This is a genomic window from Treponema sp. TIM-1 (genome assembly GCF_046533115.1).
Classification (GTDB): Bacteria; Spirochaetota; Spirochaetia; order Treponematales; family Breznakiellaceae; genus JAIRMO01.
The window spans coordinates 13675-32542 of record NZ_JAJQRC010000017.1 but is presented as its reverse complement, the minus strand read 5'-3'; the positions used below and the strand labels follow the sequence as shown (position 1 = coordinate 32542).

At 53.2% G+C, this 18868-nt stretch carries 15 protein-coding genes and 1 tRNA gene; 10 read left to right on the top strand and 6 right to left on the bottom strand.

All coding sequences use genetic code 11. The features are described from left to right. Nucleotides 1-2: 2 nt before the first annotated feature. Together LQZ21_RS08430 and LQZ21_RS08425 are read right to left on the bottom strand one after the other, a co-directional pair. On the bottom strand, nt 3-1193 hold the full coding sequence (locus LQZ21_RS08430; protein ID WP_411043840.1) for a M20/M25/M40 family metallo-hydrolase: 1191 nt from the start codon (nt 1191-1193) through the stop codon (nt 3-5). A 103-nt stretch (nt 1194-1296) separates the two neighbouring features. After that, on the bottom strand, nt 1297-1440 hold the full coding sequence (locus tag LQZ21_RS08425; RefSeq protein ID WP_411043861.1) for a DUF2798 domain-containing protein: 144 nt from the start codon (nt 1438-1440) through the stop codon (nt 1297-1299). A gap of 253 nt (nt 1441-1693) precedes the next feature. Here LQZ21_RS08425 and LQZ21_RS08420 point away from each other — a divergent pair, with 253 nt between their 5' ends. The 8 genes from LQZ21_RS08420 to LQZ21_RS08385 all read left to right on the top strand — a co-directional run bounded on the left by LQZ21_RS08420 (nt 1694) and on the right by LQZ21_RS08385 (nt 8889). Further along, a complete protein-coding gene (locus LQZ21_RS08420) occupies nt 1694-2710 on the top strand; it encodes a beta-ketoacyl-ACP synthase III (protein ID WP_411043839.1) in 1017 nt (338 codons plus the stop codon). Further along, nucleotides 2704-3693 (top strand): ACP S-malonyltransferase, encoded by a 990-nt coding sequence (locus LQZ21_RS08415; RefSeq protein WP_411043838.1) that lies wholly within the window; start codon nt 2704-2706, stop codon nt 3691-3693. Before LQZ21_RS08420 ends, LQZ21_RS08415 begins: the two co-directional genes overlap by 7 nt. A 33-nt stretch (nt 3694-3726) precedes the next feature. Then, nucleotides 3727-4461, top strand: a complete 735-nt coding sequence (gene fabG, locus LQZ21_RS08410; RefSeq protein WP_411043837.1) for a 3-oxoacyl-[acyl-carrier-protein] reductase — start codon at nt 3727-3729, stop codon at nt 4459-4461. A gap of 51 nt (nt 4462-4512) precedes the next feature. Continuing rightward, on the top strand, nt 4513-5790 hold the full coding sequence (gene fabF, locus LQZ21_RS08405) for a beta-ketoacyl-ACP synthase II (protein ID WP_411043836.1): 1278 nt from the start codon (nt 4513-4515) through the stop codon (nt 5788-5790). A 9-nt stretch (nt 5791-5799) separates the two neighbouring features. Further along, nucleotides 5800-6243: a 3-hydroxyacyl-ACP dehydratase FabZ gene (gene fabZ / locus LQZ21_RS08400; RefSeq protein WP_411043835.1), complete on the top strand. Its 444-nt coding sequence runs from the start codon at nt 5800-5802 to the stop codon at nt 6241-6243. A gap of 116 nt (nt 6244-6359) precedes the next feature. Continuing rightward, nucleotides 6360-6812 (top strand): acetyl-CoA carboxylase biotin carboxyl carrier protein, encoded by a 453-nt coding sequence (locus LQZ21_RS08395; RefSeq protein WP_411043834.1) that lies wholly within the window; start codon nt 6360-6362, stop codon nt 6810-6812. Nucleotides 6813-6844: 32 nt separating this feature from the next. Further along, complete coding sequence (locus LQZ21_RS08390) at nt 6845-8149, top strand: biotin carboxylase N-terminal domain-containing protein (protein WP_411043833.1); 1305 nt, start codon at nt 6845-6847, stop codon at nt 8147-8149. A gap of 65 nt (nt 8150-8214) precedes the next feature. Beyond that, nucleotides 8215-8889, top strand: coding sequence for a hypothetical protein (locus tag LQZ21_RS08385; RefSeq protein WP_411043832.1), 675 nt, complete (start codon nt 8215-8217; stop codon nt 8887-8889). Nucleotides 8890-8902: 13 nt separating this feature from the next. Here LQZ21_RS08385 and LQZ21_RS08380 read toward each other — a convergent pair whose 3' ends face one another. Beyond that, complete coding sequence (locus tag LQZ21_RS08380) at nt 8903-12889, bottom strand: phosphoribosylformylglycinamidine synthase (RefSeq protein ID WP_411043831.1); 3987 nt, start codon at nt 12887-12889, stop codon at nt 8903-8905. Between the two features lie 105 nt (nt 12890-12994). On the opposite strand from LQZ21_RS08380, the gene LQZ21_RS08375 reads away from it, so the two are divergent. Together LQZ21_RS08375 and LQZ21_RS08370 are read left to right on the top strand one after the other, a co-directional pair. Then, nucleotides 12995-13067 (top strand) — tRNA-Arg (locus tag LQZ21_RS08375). 838 nt (nt 13068-13905) lie between these two features. Continuing rightward, the gene (locus LQZ21_RS08370) at nt 13906-15540 is read left to right on the top strand and encodes a DUF262 domain-containing protein (RefSeq protein ID WP_411043830.1); all 1635 of its coding nucleotides are present in this window, start codon (nt 13906-13908) and stop codon (nt 15538-15540) included. Nucleotides 15541-15793: 253 nt separating this feature from the next. Here LQZ21_RS08370 and LQZ21_RS08365 read toward each other — a convergent pair whose 3' ends face one another. The 3 genes from LQZ21_RS08365 to LQZ21_RS08355 form a co-directional block, all read right to left on the bottom strand. Further along, entirely contained in the window at nt 15794-17170 is a 1377-nt protein-coding gene (locus LQZ21_RS08365; protein WP_411043829.1) for an MATE family efflux transporter, read from the bottom strand. Between the two features lie 65 nt (nt 17171-17235). After that, the gene (locus tag LQZ21_RS08360) at nt 17236-17508 is read right to left on the bottom strand and encodes an ATP-binding protein (RefSeq protein ID WP_411043828.1); all 273 of its coding nucleotides are present in this window, start codon (nt 17506-17508) and stop codon (nt 17236-17238) included. A 22-nt stretch (nt 17509-17530) separates the two neighbouring features. Beyond that, nucleotides 17531-18814 carry an MATE family efflux transporter gene (locus tag LQZ21_RS08355; protein WP_411043827.1) on the bottom strand — a complete coding sequence of 428 codons (1284 nt, stop codon included), beginning with the start codon at nt 18812-18814 and terminating at the stop codon, nt 17531-17533. Between the last annotated feature and the right edge of the window lie 54 nt (nt 18815-18868).

Genomic DNA, 18868 nt, shown 5'->3' with positions numbered 1-18868 from the left:
CCTTAGGGGCAGTTCTTCTGGCTGTCCCGGTAGGCCCTATGTTCCGCCCTGATCCGATCCAGCAGACCCGGACGGCGGATAGTCTCCAGCAAAAACGCGGCCTGGATCCGGGTGCCCTCTAGCAAGGTCCGCATCCCCCGATCTCCCCGAAGGGCCTCGGCGAATTCCGTGGTATGGAGCGAAATAAAATGATCCGTAGCCGACACATAGGGTGCTAAGGTGGGTGTTACCAGGTCCACATTGCCCACATCGGAACTGCCCGCGGGTTTTTCCTCAATCCGGTATTTGTACCCAAAGGCCTGGTAAATTTCAATAAAGACCTCTACTGCGGATTGGGGATAAAACAGATCTGCATAGGTACCGTAACGCTGTTTGGCGGTATAGGTACAGCCGGTGGCAATCGCCGCTCCCTTGGCACAGGTCTCCAGCTTTTCCCAGAGTGATGTCAGGCCGGATATGGTGGCACTGCGCAGGTAATATTCAATCTCAACCTTGTCGGGCACGATGTTGGGGGCCGCCCCCCCGTTGATAACAATGCCGTGAAGCTGGCAATCGGGGGTAAGGTGCTGGCGCAGCATGTCTGCGGCATGGGCAAAAAGCTGGGCCGCATTCCACGCATTAATCCCGTCCCAGGGATTGGCGGAGGCGTGGGCGGTTTTTCCAAAAAAAGTAACGTACATATCGTTGGAGGCGAGGATGCGGCTTTGGGGCACGTTATCGTTGTCCAGATGGGACAGGATCGCCAGGGCATAGCCGTTGAAAGCGCCGTTCTCACTCATGATAACTTTGCCGCCCACTGTTTCTTCCGCAGGAGTTCCTACCAGTTCAATGACGGCCTCCAGATCCGGAGCGGCGCTTCTTAGGGCTAGGGCGGTAAGGATACTGACGCCACAGCTTAGGGAGTGACCGCAGCCATGGCCGATATCGGGAAGGGCGTCGTATTCACAGAGAATCGCAATCCGGGGAAGCGCCGGGTTTGCTCCTTCCGGCGCCGCCCGGAAAGAGTAATTGATACCTCCATAGGGGGCTTCAACATGGTAACCGTGGTTTTGAAGAAATTTGATAACCGCGGCGCTACTTTCTTTCTCTTCCCCTGAAATTTCAGGATGATCCGTAAGACAGAGGGAAAGTTCAAACACCTCTCCGGCGATCCGGTCAATTTCATCCAACAGTCTTTTATCCGGCGTAAACATATATTTATTTTACCCCGGTCTGAAAGTGTTTGTCCAGGGCCGGGGCAGCCTCAAAACCTGGTTGGTTTGAAGCTGCCTGAGCCGCCGCCTCAATTCAAAGCCGCTATAGTTTCAGCTTGGTCATTATTTTTTGCAGTAAGGGGGGCAGAAAAAATGACAAGGGAAGCGAGACCACAAATCCAATTCCCCAACCGCTTAACCACGCTACTAAAAAACCATCGCTAAATCCAACATTGATGGCCGCCATGACAAACGCCATACACATGGACATAATAAACGCCATACTAAGGCCATTAAATACTATTTGGCCTATACTCAATAAAACGATACCTCCCGATTCCGATTTTGGAACCAGTTCCTACCACAAATATAAAATTTATTGGGGTAGAAGGCAAATAAAGGAGTTTTACCCTGCATACCCCCGCTATTGACTTTTTTGGGTAATTGGTTATAGTTGTATAATGACAAAAAATGATGTTTTGTCATAGAAGGTTGATGTAATGGCTATTGAAATTATCGCTACCGGACGGGCAATTCCGGCGAAAAGACTCACCAACCACGATTTGGCAAGCCGGCTGGATACCACCGACGAATGGATCCGGTCCCATACGGGAATCGGCGCTCGGCATATAGCGGAAGAAGGGGTGGCCGCGAGCGATCTGGCCCTGGAAGCGGCCTGGAATGCCCTGGCCATGGCCGCCGAACAGAGGGGGGTCACCAAGGAAACCCTGGTTCAATCCCTGGATCTGATAATTCTGGGGTCTACTTCCCCGGATTATTATGGCGTTCCCTCCACCGCCTGTATCGTGCAGGATAAGCTGGGGGTCCGGAATGCCGCGGCCCTGGATATTTGCGCCGCCTGTAGCGGGTTTATCTACGGCCTGGAACTGGCCGCGGGGTTCCTCGCCCTGAATGCATCCCGGAAACGGGCCCTGGTGATCGGCGCCGAGATTTTGTCCCGCATAGCAGACTGGAATGACCGGGGGACCGCGGTTTTGTTTGGCGACGGGGCCGGGGCCGTGCTTATCGAACAGACCGAACCCTCAGGTGGTGGGCGGCGGGGGCTGCTGCGGAGCATGCTGCGGGCGGATGGTTCCGGTGCGGAAAGCCTCATCATAAGACAGGGGGGCTCCCGGAACCCCTATCACGGCACGGGGGATGAGCGTCCGCCCCGGGTGGAAATGGACGGCCGGGCGGTGTATAACTTCGCGGTCAAAGCCCTCATCGGCACCATAGAAACCCTCCTTGCCGGGGAAAACCTCACCATCCATGACGTGGCCCGGATTATCCCCCATCAGGCAAATGCCCGGATAGTTCAGGCAGCGGCAAAACGCTTAAAGATACCGGAAAGTAAATTTTTCCTTAACATCGAAGAATATGCCAACACTTCCGCCGCTTCCATCCCCATTGCCCTGGATGAACTAAACCGGGCGGGGGGATTACAGCCGGGGGACCTTATCATGACCATAGGGTTCGGCGGAGGATTAACCTATGGAGGAAATCTAATCGTATGGTAATAAAAAATCCCGCTTTCCTGTTCCCGGGACAGGGGGCGCAGTATCAGGGTATGGCCCTGGATATTTTGGAGGCCGGCGGCGCCGGGGTCAAGGAGCTTTTTGCCCTGGCTTCGGAGGTAATGGGACAGGATATGCGGGCCCTCATCGGGGAAGCGGACGGGGAGACCCTCAAGCGAAGCGATATATCCCAGCCCACCATTACGCTGGCAAATTTGGCCGCCGCGGTTTACCTGCGGGAACAAGGCATCCTGCCCACGGCCTGCGCCGGGTTCAGCCTGGGGGAATACGCCGCCCTGGTCACTGCCGGGGTCGTGGACGCGGAAACCTGCTTCCGCCTGGTCAAAGCCCGGGGCAAGGCCATGCAGGACGTTGTGGACCGGCTCCGCAGCGGCGCCGCCGGGGGAGCGGAGCCGGGGATGGCCGCGGTGATTGGCCTTGACCCGGAAAAGGTGGAGGCCCTGATCCTCCGGTGGAAGACCGGCGGGCTTTTGGATCTCTATGGGGCAAATTTTAACTCCCGGAATCAGGTGGTGGTTTCCGGGACCGCCCCTGCCCTGGCCGAAGCTGAAATCCGGTTTAAGAAAGCCGGGGCCCGGCGGGTCATACGGCTGCAGGTGGCCGGTCCCTTCCATTCCCCCCTCATCGCCGGGGCGGCGGAAGTTTTCGGTCCGGTTTTGGAAGCCGCGGAATTTAAGGACCCCTCGGTCCCGCTGTTTTCCAATGTTTCCGGGGGCCCTATTGCCTCCGGGGCGGAGGCAAAGGCCCTGGCCTTACGGCAGATTACCGAGCCGGTCCGGTGGACCACAGAGGAGGGGGCCCTGGCGGCCCTGGGCATAGATGCGGTTCTGGAGACCGGCCCCGGCACGGTATTGCAGGGTTTATGGAAGAACGCGGAAACCGGCATTCCCTGTTTTGCCGCCGGGACCGCCGCGGATATCCAAACCCTCGCCGGCTGGCGGCTTGAGGAAAAACAGGGGGCTTAGTACCTTTATTGTCCTGGATTTGAGGAGGATTTTATGGAGTTGGCGGATAAAAAAGCCCTGGTTACCGGGGCGTCCCGGGGTATAGGCCGGGCGGTGACGGATCTGTTTCTCGCTCAGGGGGCCGAAGTTTGGGGGCTGGGGACCAAGGAGCCGGAGGACCTGGGGGAGCGGATCTCCCAGTCTGGGGGAAAACTCCACTGGATAAGCGCGGACCTGGCCCAGGTAGGGGCCGTGGAGGCGATCATCGAGCAAAATCTCAAAGAGGCCGGCGGCTTCGATGTCCTGGTGAATAACGCCGGGATAACCAGGGACAACCTTTCCTTCCGTATGAGTCTTGAAGATTGGGAAAAGGTTTTGGCGGTGAACCTTACCGCGGCGTTCCTTATCGCCCGGACCGTAGCCCGGGATATGATCCGCCGGAGAAGCGGTTCCATCATCAATATATCCAGTGTGGTGGGGATCCACGGAAACGGGGGACAGGCCAACTACGCCGCCAGCAAGGCAGGGCTTATCGGATTGACCAAAAGCCTGGCCCAGGAAACCGCCGGCCGGGGGATACGGGTCAATGCGGTGGCCCCGGGGTTCGTTGTTTCGGATATGACCGACGCCATACCGGTTGCCGCCCGGGAGAAACTGCTGGACCATATTCCCCTCAAACGGATGGGAACCCCGGAGGATGTGGCCGAAGCGGTTTTGTTTCTGGCCGCTGCCCGGGGGAGTTATATCACCGGACAGGTACTTGCCGTAGACGGCGGCATGTTTATATAGGGGCTGTTTCAAAACTGAAGTTTTGGAAACGGCATACGACGGAGGATTTTTATGAAGAAGCGGGTTGTGGTTACCGGCCTGGGGGTTATTTCACCCATAGGCAATTCGGTGGAAGAATTTGAGGCGTCCCTTAAGGCGGGAAAAAGCGGTATCGGGAAGATCACCGCCTTTGATACCACCGGTTTTGACGTCACCATTGCCGGGGAGGTAAAAAATTTCGATCCCGCCCTTTGGATAGATAAAAAGGATGCCCGGAAAATGGCCCGGTTTACCCAGTTTGCGGTGGCCGGTACCGCCCAGGCCTTATCCCAGGCAGGGCTGCTGGAAACCACCGAGACCTCCGAAGGGGTGCGCCGCCGTATAAAAAGCGATCCCGAAAAAACCGGGGTGGTTCTGGGGAACGGTATCGGGGGCTACGAAATCGTTACCGAATCTTTCCATAAACTTTTTACCAACGGTCCCCGGCGTATGCTCCCCCTCACGGTACCCCTGATGATCGGGAACGAGGCGGCGGGTAATATTTCCATGGTGTATGGGACCAAGGGCCCCGCCTATACCCAGGTAACCGCCTGCGCCTCCGGTACCGACGCCCTGGGGCAGGCCCTGGACCTGATCCGTTCCGGACGGTGTGAGGTGGTGATCAGCGGGGGAACCGAAGCCTGCATAGTCCCCTTTTCTGTCGGGGGCTTCCAGATGCTCAAGGCCCTTTCCACCAAACGGAACCATGAGCCGGAAAAGGCAAGCCGTCCCTTTGACGCCGACCGGGACGGTTTTGTGCTGGGGGAGGGGGCGGGGATCCTGATCCTGGAAAGCTATGACCACGCAAAAAACCGGGACGCCCCGATTCTGGCGGAATTTGCCGGATATGGCGCTACCGCCGACGCCTACCATATCACCGCCCCGGACCCGACCGGGGAAGGGGGGGGCCGGGCCATTACACTCGCCCTGGAGGACGCGGGCTTGAAACCCGGGGAGCTTCACTATTACAATGCCCATGGGACTTCCACGGGAATCAATGATCCCACGGAAACCAAGATGATAAAATACGCCTTTGGGGATCATGCCTATAAACTGAAGATCTCCAGCACCAAAAGTATGACCGGCCATTGTATCGCCGGCAGCGGGGGGCTTGAGGCCATTACCTGTATCCTGGCCATCCGGGGCGGGTATTTCCCCCCCACGATTAACCTGGATAACCCCGATCCTGCCTGTGATTTGGACTATGTCCCCCATAAGATCCAATACGGCACGGTGGAGGCGGCGGCTTCCGGGTCTTTGGGGTTCGGAGGCCACAACGGGGTGGTGGTGTTCAAGAAATATACCGAATAAGGGGCGCCTATGAACAAAATAGAAGAACTCCTCCCCCACCGGGAACCGTTCCTCTTTGTGGATGAAATTATCGAGGCCACCCGGGAGCGGATCCTGGCCCGTCATGTTTTTACGGAGGGGGAATTTTTTTTCCGGGGGCATTTCCCCCAATACCCGGTGGTGCCGGGGGTTATCCTGATAGAGACCATGGCCCAATCCGGCGGGGCGGGGCTCCGGCAATTAGGGGTCCTGGGAGGGGAGGCCGGAAAAGAGGCCTTGTTTTTTCTTGCCTCGGTGGATAAGGTAAAGTTCCGCCGCCAGGTGCGGCCCGGGGAAGAGGTCCGTTCGGAAATACAAAATCTGCGGATATCCTCCCGGATGATCAAACAGGCCGGCAGGGCCTATGTGGGGGAGGAGCTTGCCGCCGAAGCGGAATGGCTCTGCCTGGTATCCAACGATACCCCCGGTGGTTAATGCCACCGGCGGTGGTAAAACCGCAGGGTTTGCAACCAGCGTAGCTCAGGGCAAACCAGTTCCTTTTGTCTTTACTATATTTTGCGGATTGATTACTATTTAAGTAGGGAGCCGTGATGAACGAAAAAACGATCCTTACCTTAATTGATACCTTTAGCGCCGGTAATGTGGATGAACTGGATCTGAATGACGGAACTATCCATCTTATCCTCAGAAAAGCCGCCGCGGTAAATCAGTCCGCCCGTCCCCAGCAGGCGGATAGTTCCGAAGAGGATACCCCGGCGGTATCCCTGGGTTTTCCCGCGGGTGTTTCTTCCCGCCGTCGTAAAACAGTGGCCGTTACCAGCCCCATGGTGGCGGTATTTCATGCCGCCACCGGTCCCGATGATCCGCCCTTGGTAAAGCCCGGAACCAGGGTTAAAATTGGGGATACCCTCTGTATTCTGGAAGCCATGGATATGATGAACCATTTGCTGGCGGAATTCGACGGGGAGATCCTTTCGGTTTTAGCCGAAGATGGCGACCCGGTAGAATTCGGGCAAACACTGTTTGAAGTAAAGCGGTTATAACCGGTAACGGCTGACCCGCAACGGAGCCTTTTTTGATCAGACGGGTATTAATAGCTAATAGGGGAGAAATCGCGGTCCGGATTATCCGGACCTGCCGGGAAATGGGGATTGAAACCGTAACGGTTTACTCCACCGTGGATAAGGACAGTCTCCATGTGCGGCTGGCGGATAAGGCGGTCTGTATTGGTCCTCCCGAGGCTCCTCAAAGTTACCTGGCGGGTAAAAACCTGGTCATGGCGGCGGTTAATACCGCTTGTGAAGCCATACACCCCGGCATTGGTTTTCTTTCGGAGGATGCCGGGTTTGCCCGGATGGTTCGGGAGCGGGGGCTTATCTTTATCGGACCCGACCCGGAGGTATTGGAACATACCGGGAACAGGTTCCGGGTCCGGAAAACCGCCGGGGATTTCGGCCTTCCCCTTATCCCCGGCAGCGGGGAAATCGCGGCGGATCTGCGGCCGGTAAAAAAGGCGGCCACGGAACTGGGTTTCCCGGCGATCATTAAGGCCGGGGGCCGGGGGAGCTGGGTTGTCCGTTCCGCCCGGGAAATAGAAAGAACCCTGCCGGGCATAAAGCGGGAAGCGGCCTTGTTTGGCGCTGCTCCCGGTTTCTTGGTTGAACAATACCTGGATAACCCCCAACAGGTGGACCTGCAGGTCATCGCCGACGGCGCGGGAAAGGTGGCGGTCCTGGGGGAACGGGACGGCTCAATACAAAAAAGCCATCATACCCTTATCGACGAGAGTCCTTCGCCGGGGGTTTCCCGGCCCCTGCGGAGGGCTATGTCCGAAAAAGCGGCAAAGCTTTTCCGGGGCCTTAAGTACCGGGGGGTGGGGACCGTTACCTTCCTTATCCAGGGGGAAAAATACTATTTTTTAGGGGTCAAGCCCCGGCTCCAGACCGGGCATCCGGTGACCGAGCTGGTGACCGGCGCCGATATTCTGCGCCAGCAGTTCCTGACCTGTGTTGAGGGCCGGATGGAAATGCCGCCCTCCGCGCTGCGAATGCTCGGATGGGCGATGGAATGCCGGATCAACGCCCTGAGCCCCGGCACGGTCACCAAATTGGAGGTTCCCGGCGGCCTGGGGGTGCGTTTCGATTCCTGCCTCTACGAGGGCTGTTCCGTCAATTCCCACTACGATTCCCTGGTGGGTAAGGTGATCGCCTACGGTCCCAACCGGGACCGGACCCTGGCGCGGATGGACCGGGCCTTGAAAGAACTCGCCATTGAGGGGATAAACACCGACAAGTCCCGGCAGCAGGGGATCATCCGGGCCGAAGTTTTTCGTTCCGGCAACATCGGAACCCGCTCCTATGACAAGATAACCAAGCCCTAAACTTTTGTCCCGGTCTCCGGTGTAATCCCCTTGCTTTTTAGGCGCAAGGGTGTATACTCACAGACATGACCAGGGGTATCTTAATTGTGGGAACCGAGGCTTCGCTTTCAGCGGCAATTGCCGGGGAAGCGGCGAAGCGGGTGGAGAGTTGTGCCGTCGCGTTTATTCCGAACCGTCTCTCGGCGTCCGGCGGAAGCGGGGTAAGTGATACCTTCTCCAAGGCGCTTATTCCGCTGATCTGGAATCCCGGGAGTCCTATTTCCTCCCGTTCCCTTACCCTTGCCGCGGAAAACCGGCTTGAACGGATCCACGAGGCTATCCTGGTGTGCGATCCTCCCCCTATATGCCGGCGGCCGGAGGAACTCGTCTCTTCCGATATTGATACCATGGTCAACGATTACATCAAGGGCTGGTTTTTTCTGGTCAAGGAACTTACGGCCCTGTTTAAAGCCCGTAAATCGGGAACCCTGGCGCTGGTACTTTCGGAAATTTTCAGGAGGGGGAAGGATGAGCCCGTGGATTTGACCGGGCCGTCGATTGCCGCCTCATTCCGGGCCCTTGCCCAGGGGCTCCTGGCCGCGTCCATCGGCGAGCCCTATGAGGTTCTGGCTTTTTCCACCTCCGAGGCCGGGGAAGACCAGGCTTTCGCCTCCTTTATTTTTAAAATTATGGAAGAAAACAACAAACGTACTACCGGAAAATGGCATAAATTTGGCAAATTAGGGCTGTTCGGCCGCTAACCCCCCCCTTGTTCTACCTGAAATAGGCCACCCCCGCTTCAAAGAGCCGCTGGACCTTATTGCCGGGGATATTGCGGTGGACATAGGCTCCCCGCCGTTCCGAATGGGCCATCTTGCCCAGGATCCGGCCGTCGGGACTGGTGAGTCCCTCAATGGCAAAGTCCGAACCGTTGGGATTATCCGGTTCCGCCCGGGTGGGAAAGCCCCCGGCATCCACGTAACAGAAGGGAACCTGCCCCGCGGCAAAAAGGGCCCCGGGGTCTTCCCGGCCCAGGACTATCCGGCCTTCCCCATGGCTTACGGGGAGTATATGGACGGAGCCGCTCTCCTCCCGGGCAAGCCAGGGGGAATGGGTCGACATTACCCGGGTACGGACCATCCGGGAAACGTGGCGGCCCAGGGTGTTGAAGGTCAGGGTGGGCATGCCCTCCTGCGGGAGACGGTAGGAACCGTAGGGTACCAGGCCCAGTTTGATCAGGGCCTGAAAGCCGTTACAGATACCCAGGATAAGGCCGTCCCGCTTTTCCAGAAGCGCCGTAACCCCCTCGGCCACCGGGCCGGAGCGGAGGACATTGGCGATGAATTTTCCCGATCCGTCCGGTTCGTCCCCGGCGCTGAACCCGCCGGAAAGGGCGAGGATCTGGGCTTCCCCCAGGGCCCCGACCAGTTCCCGGATGGAGGCGGCAATATCCTCCCGGTTCCGGTTCCTGAATACCACGGGCCTGGTTTTTGCCCCCGCTTCCTGAAAGGCACTTTCCATGTCCCACTCGCAGTTGGTTCCGGGGAATACCGGCAGTACCACCAGGGGAGAAGCCCCGGCGGGCAGCCTGAGGGAACGGGTCTTTGGGGGCTTTTCCGGTACGGTTTTGGGTTTCAGGTCCAGGCGGGCCGTTTCCGGGGCCTCCTCCGCAACGGTGGCCCCCGAGGAGGTTTGGGGGTAGACCTGGGCCAGGGGGTATTCGTAGGCCCGCCGCAGCAGGGCCAGGGGGGCCTCCGCTGCCGGGGATTCCGGATCCCTTGGGTCCCCGCCGCTTACCACCCGGAAGACCCCTTCGTCCAGGGTCCTTGCCGCCAGGGCCCAGGAGCCCGCACCGGAGAGGATCTCCCCCAGCGCCCCTTCGACGCCCCCATTGCCGGAAAAACAAGTGCCGGGAAGCTCCACCAGGACCGAACCGGGACCGTTCTGGCCGAAGACCGGGTCATAGGCCTCCACCCCGGTGTCGTTGCCAAAGGCCATCATTGCCAGGGCCGCGGCGGCCCCGCCGGCGCCCACGGGATAGGCGGAACAAACCAGGCCCTGAGCGGCCAGGCTGGCCAGGGCATGCATATTGGCTTTAAAAACATCCCACTCATCAAGAAGCCCCCCGGGGCCGGCGGAAGCGGTTTCCCCTGCCGGGGGCTGCCGCAGCAGGAGGATAACGTTTCCCCCCGTACCCGAAAGGGCGCCGGAACGGATCCGGTCCGCCGGGGCGGTTACTGCGGCAAAGGCAGCCAGGGTGGGGGGCACCGAAATCTCCCCGGCCGGGTCCCGGTAGGTTCCGGACATGGAGTCCTTGCCCCCTATGGCGGGAACCCCCAGCCGGATCTGGGCTTCCAGGGCTCCCAGGAGGGCTGCCGCGGGCTTGCCCCAGGATTCGGGGCTTTGCATCCGTTCAAAATACTCCTGGAAAGAGAGCCGGGCCTGCCAGGGATTCCCCCCCAGGCAGGTCACCTTGGCCAGGGCCTCCCGGACCGCGGCCTTGGCCCCCTCGTAGGGGTTGTTTTGGGAACAGACCGGGTCATAGCCGAAGGTCATGATGCTGGCGGTACGGCTCTGTTTTTCCCGGCTGGGGAGGAGGGCCGCCATGCCGCATTCGGGGGTCCCCTGGGTTTTACCTCCCCAGGGGAACAGCACCGAAGCCGCCCCAATGGAACCGTCGAATCGTTCCTGGAGGCCCCGGCGGCTCCCGCTACGAAGGGAATAGAGCTCCTGTTCCAACCGGTCCAGGAGGACCCCCGGGGGGAGTTTTTCTTTGGGACCCTCCGGCTCCGGGGGGCCTGCCGGTAAGACGCCGGAAAGGCGGACCTGAGCGGACCGGGGGGCGCCGTTGGAGGCGAGAAAGGACCGGGAAAGGTTCACCAGGGTTTTACCCTGCCAGGTCATGCGGAGCCGGGGATCCTCCCCGGGGATGTCTCCCCCGGGCCCCTCGGAGGCGGTAACCGCGGCGATGACCACCGCGTCGAGGTTCTCCTCCGCGGCCAGGCGGATGAATTCCTCCGTATCCGTGGCGGCGATGACCACCGCCATCCGTTCCTGGGATTCGGAGATGGCCAGTTCCGTACCGTCCAGGCCCGCGTATTTTTTCGGCACCTGGTCCAGGTCTATGTCCAGCCCCGGGGCGAGTTCCCCCACGGCCACCGCCACCCCTCCGGCGCCGAAATCGTTGCAGCGTTTGATGAGCCTGGTCACCCGGGGGCTGCGGAACAGGCGTTGGAGCTTTCGCTCCTCCACGGCGTTCCCCTTCTGGACCTCTGCCCCGGATTTATCCACCGATTCCCCGGTATGGGCCTTGGAAGAGCCGGTGGCCCCCCCGATGCCGTCCCGGCCGGTTTTCCCCCCCAGGAGGATAACCACATCCCCCTTTTGGGGAGCCTCCCGCCGCACCCAGCTCTGGGGAACCGCCCCGATAACCGCCCCCAGTTCCAGCCGTTTCGCGATAAAGCCGGGGTGGTAGAATTCCGCCACCACTCCGGTGTTGAGCCCTATCTGGTTGCCGTAGGAAGCATACCCCGCCGCGGCTTCCCGGGCTATCTTGACCTGGGGGAGCTTTCCCGGCAGGGTTTCGGCAAGGGGCCGCCGGGGATCAGCGCCCCCTGAAACCCGCAGGGCCTGGTAAACATAGGCCCGCCCCGAAAGGGGGTCCCGAATCGCCCCCCCCAGGCAGGTAGCGGCCCCCCCAAAGGGCTCTATTTCCGTGGGGTGGTTATGGGTTTCGTTTTTAAAGAGGAGCAGCCAGGGCTCGGAGGATCCGTCGCTGAATTCGGCAATAACCCGGATGGTACAGGCGTTGATCTCGGCGGATTCATCCAGATCCGAAAGGAGGCCCCGCTTTTTCAAGACCTTGGCCCCGATGGTGGCCATATCCATGAGGGTCCGTTTCTTTTCCGCCCCCGCCGCGCCGTAGACTTCTCTCCGGGCAGCCTCGTAAATTTTCCGGGCCCCTTCCAGGGCCGTCCCCGTTTCAACCTGTTCCAGGCCCCGTAATTCGGTGGTAAAGGTGGTGTGCCGGCAATGGTCGGACCAGTAGGTATCCAGGACCCGCAGTTCCGTCAGGGTTGGGTCCCGGCCCTGGGCGGCAAAATAGGCCCGGCAGAACCGAAGGTCATCCCCGGACATGGCAAGGCCGTATTGTTCCCGCAATTCCTCAATAAAAGCTCCCTCCGCTTCCTCCGTGTTAAAGTTCCGGGAAAATCCCTCGAGGACAGGCACCTCCCCTATTTCAGCCGGATCCGCTTCCAGGGAAGCGGGCATACGGTCCGGGGCCTCCCGGGAATCCACCGGGTTTATCAGGTAACGTTTTACCGCCTCCAGGGCCGCCTCGGGCAGGGGCTCCCCGGAACTTTCAAAAATATAGAACTCCGCGGTCCTCACCAGGGGTTTGACCCCCAAAACCAGCTCCGCGCATTGTTCCGCGGAGTCCGAACGCTGATCGTATTGACCCGGAACATATTCAATCCCGAAGAAACGGTCCGTTTTTTCCGCCGGTAGGCCGGTTCCATAGAAAACCCGGTCACATTGGGGTTCGGAAAAGACCATTTCTACGGCCCGGCAAAACTGTTCCTGCGAAAGACGGCTTACATCGTAACGGCGGAGTATCCGCAGCCGCTTTACGGCGCCAAGTTCGGGGTATTGGGCCCCCAAAAAATCGGCCAGTTCCGCTTGTAAACGTCGGGCTTCAATATCGAATCCTTCCATTTTTTCCACATAAACCCTTCTGATGGTACAATCCAAATCCGGCATGGGGACTCCTCGGTATGGTTTCTAAGTTGCTGTTACCGCCTACTGGATTATCCGCCAAAACAATGACATTGACAATATATGCCCACTTTGGGTACCATAAATCACGGTCCAATAGCTCAGGGGATAGAGCAACTGCCTCCTAAGCAGTAGGTCGGCCGTTCGATTCGGCCTTGGATCATTAAAAAGGGGGGAGCGACAGATACTATTCCACACCGAAATGCGCGATCATCAGCATAAGCGCTTCTTTGCTCAGATCACAATAATGGGAGGAATAATTATTAGAGGAATGGTAAGATTTTAAACTACCACTTATTATAAAGAATTATCTATACCGGCGAAGAGACTTGAACTCTTACATCCTCGCGGACAGTAGATTTTGAGGGCCGCCTACACATCAATCTTTACTGATAATTATATATCACATAAGGAATTAAGTCAATAACTATTGGTCTAAATTCATCATCATTGAGCTGTATTTTCTCATACCATTTCTCACAGATGTAGAAAATGGATGAGAAAATTAGATTTTACTCTATTGGCTTTCAGGACAGAACAATCCTGAAAGCTTACAGGGTAGAATCCCACGACAAATGCAGGTAGCTGTTCCAGTCATGAAGTAGCAGGAGGGTAAGAGGGTAAATTTGAGGGAATTTCAGTGGTTCCATAAAACATAAAAAACCATTGAGGTTACTTGCCGGCACTTTAGCCACAATATTCAGTGATTTATTATGACATATTATTGATAAATGTCATAATCGAAAATCAATATTGATATGGTTTGCTCAATCTCTAATCTGAAGTTTCTAGCCAAAAAGCCTACATTATGGTACAGTTATCATCAGAGGGGGTTAAATGACAAAAATTACCGTAGACAAGACGGAGATTTCCATGAATAGCATCTGGGAACAAATGTATAACCCCGATTTTAATTTCCTCGAATTCGAGGAAATTAAAAATATGACCAGTCTGAACCGTTTTATCATGTCGGTAAAGCAATGGACAAGGAGAGTCTATTTATGGAAGCAAACAAGCGGAATATAAACGACATTTTCAACAAAAATCGAATACTGGAAATACCCTTTTTCCAGCGTTCCTATGTATGGGATACTCCCCAATGGGAACGGTTTCTTAGCGACATGGAATTCGTTTCGTCCGATAATAAACCCTACTTTTTAGGTTCCATTATCCTTAAACAGCAGATGACATCCGCCCAACAAAGCGCCGGGGATGTACGAACACTCATAGACGGCCAACAACGCTTAACCACCCTGTGCATTTTTTTAAAAGTTCTCAGTCTCAAATTATCAACCCCCTACTATGACACCATATACCGTCTGGGTATGGATCAGGAAATTGCCCTGCTGCATAATCATAATGACGTGGACTCCTTCAACAAGGTATTAAATTTATCTTCTTTGGAAGATACAGGTAGTGATAATAAAATTCTAAAGGCCTATACCTATTTTAAAGAAAATATTAATGACTTGCTCATCAATCCCAAAATTCTTTTAGCCAATCTCATGTTCGTTCTTATCGAACTTGGCCCCGATGACGATGAACAAAAAATATTTGATACAATCAATTCCCTTGGAGTAACCCTTACCACCGCAGAACTATTAAAAAACTATTTCTTTCACCGTGATATAAAACTGTACAATGATAATTGGAAAGATGTTTTTGAAACCGATACCGCCCGTGAATATTGGGATATTCAAATATCCGCAGGCAGGGTTACCCGGAGCCTTTTGGATTTATTTTTTTATTCCTTCCTGCAAATAAAGATTCAAGACCCCGCATTTAACATCAATTCGGAGGACAAAAAAAAGTACAGCAAAGTTGAGGGCCTTTTCGATTCCTACAAGGAATTTATTCAAAAATGCAATATAAACCGTCTTACCCTTATTGCAGAAATTAACGAATATGCCCATTTATTCCGTGAAAATTTTGATATTAAAATCGTTGAAAAAGAACTGTCCGCTGAATTCGGGATAGAGCGAATTAACGCCTTAATATTCGGCCTGGAAAACACAACCCTTATTCCCTATGTCTTGTTTTTATTAAAGAACGTCAAGGATCCCAAAAAACTAAAGGAAGTATTCCAGTATTTGGAATCTTATGTGATACGGCGTATGATTTGCCATGAAAACAACCGGAACTACAATCAATTATTCGGTGAACGTTTTATTACCCAAAGGCTGTTAGATGTGGTTGCCATACGGAATTATATCGATACCCAGGAAGATAAAATCAATTTTATGCCCCTTGATGTATCCGTAACGGATGGCTTTAATCAATCAAAATTGACTAACAAACAAGCCGCCGGTATATTGTACCTATTAGAGACGAGAATTCGTAATCGACAGAAACATTCCACCGCTATGTTAGGCATGAATAGTTACAGCCTGGAACACATACTTCCCAAAAAATGGCGCAACCATTGGCCCTTATTTAAGACCGAAGCGGAAAACGCCGCCCGGGATCAAAAACTCCTTACTTTGGGCAACCTAACCATTATCACCGCTGCCTTGAATTCTTCCATAAGTGATGCTGTATGGGATATAAAGAAAAACGGCGACGGCAAAAACAAGGGCTTTTCCGTCTATGCCGCCGATTTAGCCACCTTCTCCCCCTATTTAAGCAATCAGTTTTAGGATGAGGCTGCCATTGAAACCAGGGCACAAGATCTAGCCAATTTAGCCATAGCGGAATGGCAAGCTTAACCCATTACAGGAATGATATAATGTCAACCAACCTGTCAAAATTACGGCGCCGGGAAGCCATTGATGAAATATTGGAAACCCATACGCCGGTATTAACAGAAAAAAAACTGTTTATTGACAATGGCGGACAAGGCGTAGTGTATTGCGGGGAAGATGAAGAAACTGTTCAAGAGTCCCCTGTGGATCATTTTGCTACAGGGGTTGCCAAATTCTTAAAACTTAGGGAAACCATAAGCAGCGATAAAGTACAGGCGAGCGCGTCGGCTATCGGCCCTGCGTATAAAACTCCTTCAATGCCGAAAATCATGGGCACTATAATTAAAAGCGGTAATAGGAATGCCCCTTGCCGTGATACCGATAATACTATACCCTGCTTTGCCTTTCCGGTTGCGGTAAAATAGTTGACCGAAAGCGGTTGTATGCCGTATACGCATACCATCATCATAAAAATACGCATATAGCGCACCGCAAAAGTAAAATAGGATTCATTACCGCCACCAAAAATGCTGACAATTTGACGCGGGAACAGTTGAAACGCCGCGAAAAAGACAAAACTGCCCGTAAGGGTAAAAACAAAGGCCTTTTTATAGGTTTCTTTTACCCGCCCATAATTTTTTGCGCCGATATTAAATCCAAAAATAGGTTGACACCCTTGAGCTAAACCTACCGCAAATGAACTTAATATTGTATTCAGTTTGGCAACAACCCCTGCTACTGCCAAAGGTATGTCGCTACCGAATACAGAAAGCGCACCGTAATGTTTTAATGTGTTGTTCATTACAATATTTACCGTTGTCATAATAATATGATTGATAAAATTAGCCACGCCAAGCCTGAGTATATTCTTGAAATATACCCATTTTATGTGAAGCATTTCCCGCTTTATGGTAACGGTCTTAAAACGAGGTAAGTACAAAACACAGATTATGCATGAAACAATCTGACTTGTGACAGTAGCCGCCGCCGCTCCCTGTATGCCCCAACCAAATATAAACATGAATAACCAGTCGAGAAATACGTTCAAAAGAGCGCCTGCGGTGGTGGCAAGCATTGAATAGGTCGGGCTGCCGTCTGAGCGAATGAGATAACTACTTGTTGAGGAAAAAAGAAGAAACGGCAAGCCGAATACCGTAATGCCAAGATATGAATAGGCTAATGGGAAAACAGTTTCTGTGGCGCCGCAAAACAATAGAACGGGTGTTTTGAATAGGAATATACCACAAAAAAGCAATATGCCCACAATGACTGCTACGGTGATTCCTGTTCCGGCAAACCGCACCGCTTCATCGTTTTTCTTTTCACCAATTTTAATATTGAAATTAGTCGCTGTTCCAACCCCAATTAAATGGGCAAGCGCAGAACAAAACGTTACCACCGGAAATTCAACATTAGTTGCCGCATTTCCCAACATTCCAATAACATTACCTATAAAGATTTGATCCGTAATATTGTAAGCCGCGGCAACCAGCATGCTGATAATAGACGGAACGGCATACTTTGCTATCAATGGCGGTATAGAGTCAACCCCCAGTGGATTTTGTTTTTTGTTTTCCTGATTCATGATTCACTCCCTTTTATATTGTTTATGAGAAGAATAAGGCTCATTTAATTACAAATGACGCGTCCTTATGACTCAAATTTCAGCGCTCCAACCTTACAATGACGAATGCAATGTCCGCATTTAACGCACAGATTTCTATTAAAGTTCCATATTCTATTAATCTGATCAACAGCAATAGCTTCTTTTTTGCATATTTCTCCGCAGATTCCACAAAAAACACATATTTCAAAATTACAGACAAGTTCTTCTTCGTTTTTACTGTACCCGCTGTTTTCACCGATACTTTTTTCATGATGCCTTTCATGAAAGTGTTTTCTATGATGTTTCTTTTCATCCATTATCCAATTCTCCTTTTCAAATTTATACCGCTGGTTTTCTATGTTCCCACAATCCGATCATAAAATAAATTCCGCCTATTATAAATGGTATAAAACTGGCAAAAACATCGCCTAACCAGAAACCCATAATACCCATTTTAAATGTAATACCTAACATAATTGCCAGGAAGACTCTGCCTATTATTCCATCGGTTACGCCAATGATAAAGGCAAGTATCGCATTCCCTATACCGTTAATAAATGCCATCATTGCGGACCGCAGGGCAAAAGCTGTAAAATTCATTACCGCGATAATTATATAAATATGAGATGTTTCAAGTACCACGGGGTTCCGGTCAAATAGACCAAAAACTCCTTCCGGAAAAAGTATAATTATAAATGATAAAGTAGTAGTAAAAACAAGGCCGCATAATATACTGATACCTACTATCCGTTTTATCCTTTCTGTTTTCACGGCGCCGAAATTCTGTCCTATCATAGAACTACCGGCTGTTGCCAAAGCCTGGGTTACAACACTGGCACAGAATCCAATTTTACTTCCTATAGCATTGATCGCAGACATTATCAGACCGTAAGAATTAATAAAGGAATTGACAAAAAATTTTGAAAAAACAACTACTGAATGCTGCAAGGCCATAGGCAGGCCAAGTTGAATCAAACGAACAAGCGTCGGCCCGTCAATAATAAAACTCCGTGGTTTAAAATCAAATCCGAAAAATTCCCGCTGGTAATACAGATAAATAAAAGATGTAATAAAGCTTATTGACTGCCCAATTACGGTGGCCAGAGCGGCACCCCATGGACCAAGTCCTAAACCAACAACAAAAACCATGTCAAGAATAAGATTAAGACAGGCGGCAACGGCAATGAATACAAAAGGTCGTTTTGAATCCCCCATACCGCGTAATATGGCTGATAGTATATTATAGCCGAAAATAAAAAACATTCCGTAAAAGCAAACGGTACTGTATGCCCGGGCGCCTTCAACGGCTTCGGAAGGAACATGTATCGCGTCAATCAAGATATCCCGGTACATAAGCCCAAATATTGTTATTAGAAAAGAAAGTAATAATAAAAATGAAAACATGGTTCCGATGGTTTTCTTCATACCATCATAATTGCCCCGGCCTATATGCTGAGATATCATGATCTGTCCAGCAGAAGAAAAACCCATGCAGATTGTCGTTCCGATATTCATAATGTCACCGCCGGAAGATACGGCCGTAAGTCCCGCACTGCCGACAAACTGCCCCACCACTACCATGTCTACCATGTTATAGACTGTCTGCAGGAGATTGGACAGCATAAGGGGCCAGGAAAATATCAGAAGCTGTGTTAATACGCTGCCATTTGTAAAATC